This is a genomic window from Georgenia satyanarayanai (genome assembly GCF_900116375.1).
GTDB lineage: Bacteria > Actinomycetota > Actinomycetes > Actinomycetales > Actinomycetaceae > Oceanitalea > Oceanitalea nanhaiensis.
On sequence record NZ_UETB01000030.1, the window covers coordinates 1 to 3,505 of the forward strand.

Consider the following 3,505-nt stretch of genomic DNA (forward strand, 5'->3'; position numbering starts at 1 on the left):
CCCTCGGCTTCCGCAATCTCACGAACTACATCGCCCGATCACTCCTCGAGGTCGGCGGATTCAGACCTCGACTACACCCTGGATTCGGATGAGCCCTGTTTCTCGCAGCGATGGGACTGGTCGGGGTGATCGCCGGCGCACGTCTCCCCGACGTTTCACAACGCTGAGTGCCCGCTCTCGCAGACGGGTGCCAGCCAGGCCACCTTCGGAACCGGGTGCTCATGTCGACCGCCGGCCGACCAGCCGGAACCGTCGCATTAGGGGTGCACGGTCCCCGAGGTGCATAACCCGTGGCTTTCGCCGTTATGTGGCGGGCTTCTGTCGGCGCTCCATGGCGGCTTCCGCGACTGAGTCATGCTGGCGGGGCTGCGCTGACTGACGTCCCGTAGACCGATCCCCTGCGGAACATGCTGGCCTCCGCGTCGGGGAGGGACTTCGAGCTCTGCGTGTGACCGAGGCCGGTTCGACTCATGGGACGACGAGCGCTGAGGCGCCCCCCGATGGTCGATGTGGTAGTCGCTTTCCGTCCGTAAGCAGGCGAGAGCTTCGGCGCGCTCCTTGCGGAGAACTGCAGTATCGCCGGCGCGGGCGACTTTCTCGAGCCGATCGCCAGGCTGATGGCGTCATGCGTGTGCTGTTGCGGAGGGTGTACTTGCTACACCGGCGCAGTCGTCCACGCTTCACCAGTTAGCGCTGGTCGGATACGACGTCTCCGCACTGCACATCACCTGCAACAAGGCGCCCTCATGGTTGGTGTAGTGCAGTCCGGTGAAGGATGTGCCGCCTGCCCACTGGGTGCCCAGTTGCTCGCCGGTGCCGTCGTGTTGGTAGAGGGTCGAGTTAAGGACGTTCTTCTTGGCGTCGGTAATGACCACCGCCACGGCGTTGCCGTCGGGCTGCTCCCCGGCGTAGCTCACCTGGAGACTCATCACTTCGAAGTCGATAGTCTCCTGGCTGTTCAGCGGAATGATGAGCTCCGGACTCTGCCAGCCTGCGGAACTCTCGGCATCTGGGCGGTATTGTGTGGTGCAGCTGATCGTCTCAGGTAGCGGGGCAGCCTCTTCGGCGCAACTTGCCAGTAGCGGCGCGGCGAGGGCGGCGGCGATGAGCATCCCTCCGTGTCGTACACCCATGGTTCGCATGACTTCTTCCGGTTGCACTACCGTTTCGATCCGTATGTTGGGACGATCGCAGCGGATCAGTCCCGACGTCCTCGGGCGATTGAGTCGCTCGTTTCCACAGGACGAGAACCTACCCGTTGGACTGGAAGCTCAACCCTTTCACGGCAGATCTGTCGCACGAGGTTTAGGGCCCTACCCCCGGTTCGTGGACACGGGGTGTGATTACGCGGCGGTTGCCAGCGTAGCGGTGTAGGCGGTCTCGTAGGCGGTCGGCGGCTGGTAGCGGCACCAGGAGTGGCGGCGCTTGGTGTTGTAGCGGGTGAGCCATCTGAAGGTCTGCCGGCGGCAGGTGAGCTCGTCGGTCCAGCAGGCGGCGTCTTGGAGGACCTCGCGCTTGAGGGCGGCGTTGAACGACTCCGCCAGGGCGTTGTCGGCCGAGGACCCGATGGCGCCCATCGACTGGGTGACGCCCAGGCTCTTGCAGAGCGTGGCGTAGTCCTTGGAGGTGTAGACGGCGGGTTCAACTGGTCGTTGCAACACTGAGTTGTTGGAGCGAGAGTATCTGTTCGGTGAAGACTTCTGCGGGGGTCTTCCAGCCGAGGACTTTGCGTGGCCGGTTGTTGATCGCTAGGGCGACGGCCTGGAGGTCTTCGGCCGACCAGCGGGACAGGTCGGTGCCTTTGGGGAAGTACTGGCGCAGGAGCCCGTTGGTGTTCTCGTTCGTCGGCCGCTGCCACGGCGAGTGCGGGTCTGCGAAGAACACTCTCGTACCGGTCTCGAGTGCGAACTGGGCGTGCCCGGAGAGTTCCTTGCCCCGGTCCCAGGTGAGCGTCTTGCGTAGCTGTTCGGGCAGCGTCGTCATCGACGCCGTGAGCGCGGCGTTCATCGCCAGGGCGCCGTAGCCACCGAGGGAAGGCCCGTTCTTCACCGGTGGATTTTCGCCCCAGCCCTCCAGCCGCGGCAGGTGCACCAGGAGCGTGGAACGGCTGCTGCGTTCGACGATCGTGCCGATCGCGGACCTGCCGGTCCCGATGATCAGGTCGCCCTCCCAGTGCTCGGGAACGGCTCGATCCGCTGCCTCGGCCGGCCGCTCGGAGAGAACGACATCGGCGGTGACGTGGCCCTGGGGCTTGTTCCGCGTGCGGGCGCGTGGTTCGCGCAGCGCGCGTCCGGTGCGTAAGCACGCGACGAGCTCACGCCTCAGAGCGCCACGTCCCTGGATGAACAACGCTTGGTAGATCGCCTCGTGGCTGATGCGCATGGATTCATCATCGGGGAAGTCGATCTTGAGCCGATGGGAGATCTGCTCTGGGCTCCACGCCGTGGCCCAGCGCCGATCTGCTCGCCGGGGCTTCATCTTGCGGCCCTTCCACGCGGCGGCCTCGGGCCCCGCGACCACCGTTCCGTCAGCGCGCCGCACGGCGCCCTCCAGGCGCTCTTGTACGTACTCGCGCAGGCGCTCGTTGGCGACGAGCTTGGCGACCTTGGGGCGCTTGGCGGCCTGCTGGGCCTTCCACTGCGCGACCGTCGCGCGGTACTCCCGCGTTCCGCTGCGAGTGGCCGCGTTACGGCGCAGCTCACGAGATATCGACCCCGGGTCACGCCCCAGGGCGCGGGCGATCTGACGCACGCCGGTGCCCTTGGCGTGCAGGATCGCGATCTCTTCACGTTCTTCGAACGACAGGTAGCGTCCCGAGGGTTGAACCAGCGAGATCGGCGGCATACCGCCAGCGTGGCGAAACCATCGGGTACCCACCGGCCACGACACGCCGACCGCCAGCGACGCCTCCACCGTCGTGACCCCCGTGGCGATCAGCCGCCAGAACTCGCGCTGCACAACCCGCGACGGTTCGGGCCGGCCGGGTGAACGCATCGCCGGCCGAAGCGCCCGATCAGCACGCCACTGCCGACGCAAGCCCTCGGGAGCATCGCTGGCCTTCTTCTTCCAGTCCGCCGCGACCACGTCGCACACCTCCACGATCAGGGTGTTGCGACGACCAGTTGAATCCACCGACCGATCCGTGGTCGCTGTGGAAGATCGCTCCGGCCAGGCTCCCGCGTGCTGCGGCAGCTGCCTTGAGCGCGTTGGCGACGAGGTCGGTGCGCATGTGGTCGGCGATGGCCCAGCCCACGAGCCGACGGCTGTAGCAGTCGATCACGGTAGCCAGATAGAGGTTGGTCCCGTCGGCGATCGGCAGGTAGGTGATGTCTCCGACGTAGCGCTGGTTGGGCCCCTGGGCGGTGAAGTCCCGCTTGAGCAGGTCGGGGACCTTCGCGTTGGAGGGTTCGGGCACGGTCGTCCTGACGCGGCGCTTCTTGACGTAGCCGGCGATGCCCGCGGCCCGCATCACTCGCGCGACCCGCTTGTGGTTGACCCGCCCGCC

The 3,505-nt window shown here is 66.4% G+C and carries 2 protein-coding genes and 2 pseudogenes; all 4 read right to left on the reverse strand.

Annotated features, from left to right (window positions below; genetic code table 11):
- Positions 1–680 precede the first annotated feature (680 nt).
- The gene (locus DSZ44_RS17950; RefSeq protein WP_110853995.1) at positions 681–1,112 is read right to left on the reverse strand and encodes a hypothetical protein; all 432 of its coding nucleotides are present in this window, start codon (positions 1,110–1,112) and stop codon (positions 681–683) included.
- A gap of 231 nt (positions 1,113–1,343) precedes the next feature.
- A pseudogene (locus DSZ44_RS17955) lies at positions 1,344–1,637 on the reverse strand (integrase core domain-containing protein); the annotation flags it as partial.
- Between the two features lie 4 nt (positions 1,638–1,641).
- Positions 1,642–2,994, reverse strand: a complete 1,353-nt coding sequence (locus DSZ44_RS17960) for an IS30 family transposase (RefSeq protein ID WP_441316596.1) — start codon at positions 2,992–2,994, stop codon at positions 1,642–1,644.
- 73 nt (positions 2,995–3,067) lie between these two features.
- Positions 3,068–3,505: pseudogene (locus tag DSZ44_RS17965) on the reverse strand (DDE-type integrase/transposase/recombinase); the annotation flags it as partial.

Bases quoted from the DNA above. Each gene is read 5' to 3' on its own strand.
- DSZ44_RS17950 (WP_110853995.1), bottom strand. From the start codon at position 1,112: ATGCTCATCGCCGCCGCCCTCGCCGCGCCGCTACTGGCAAGTTGCGCC.
- DSZ44_RS17960 (WP_441316596.1), bottom strand. From the start codon at position 2,994: ATGCGTTCACCCGGCCGGCCCGAACCGTCGCGGGTTGTGCAGCGCGAG.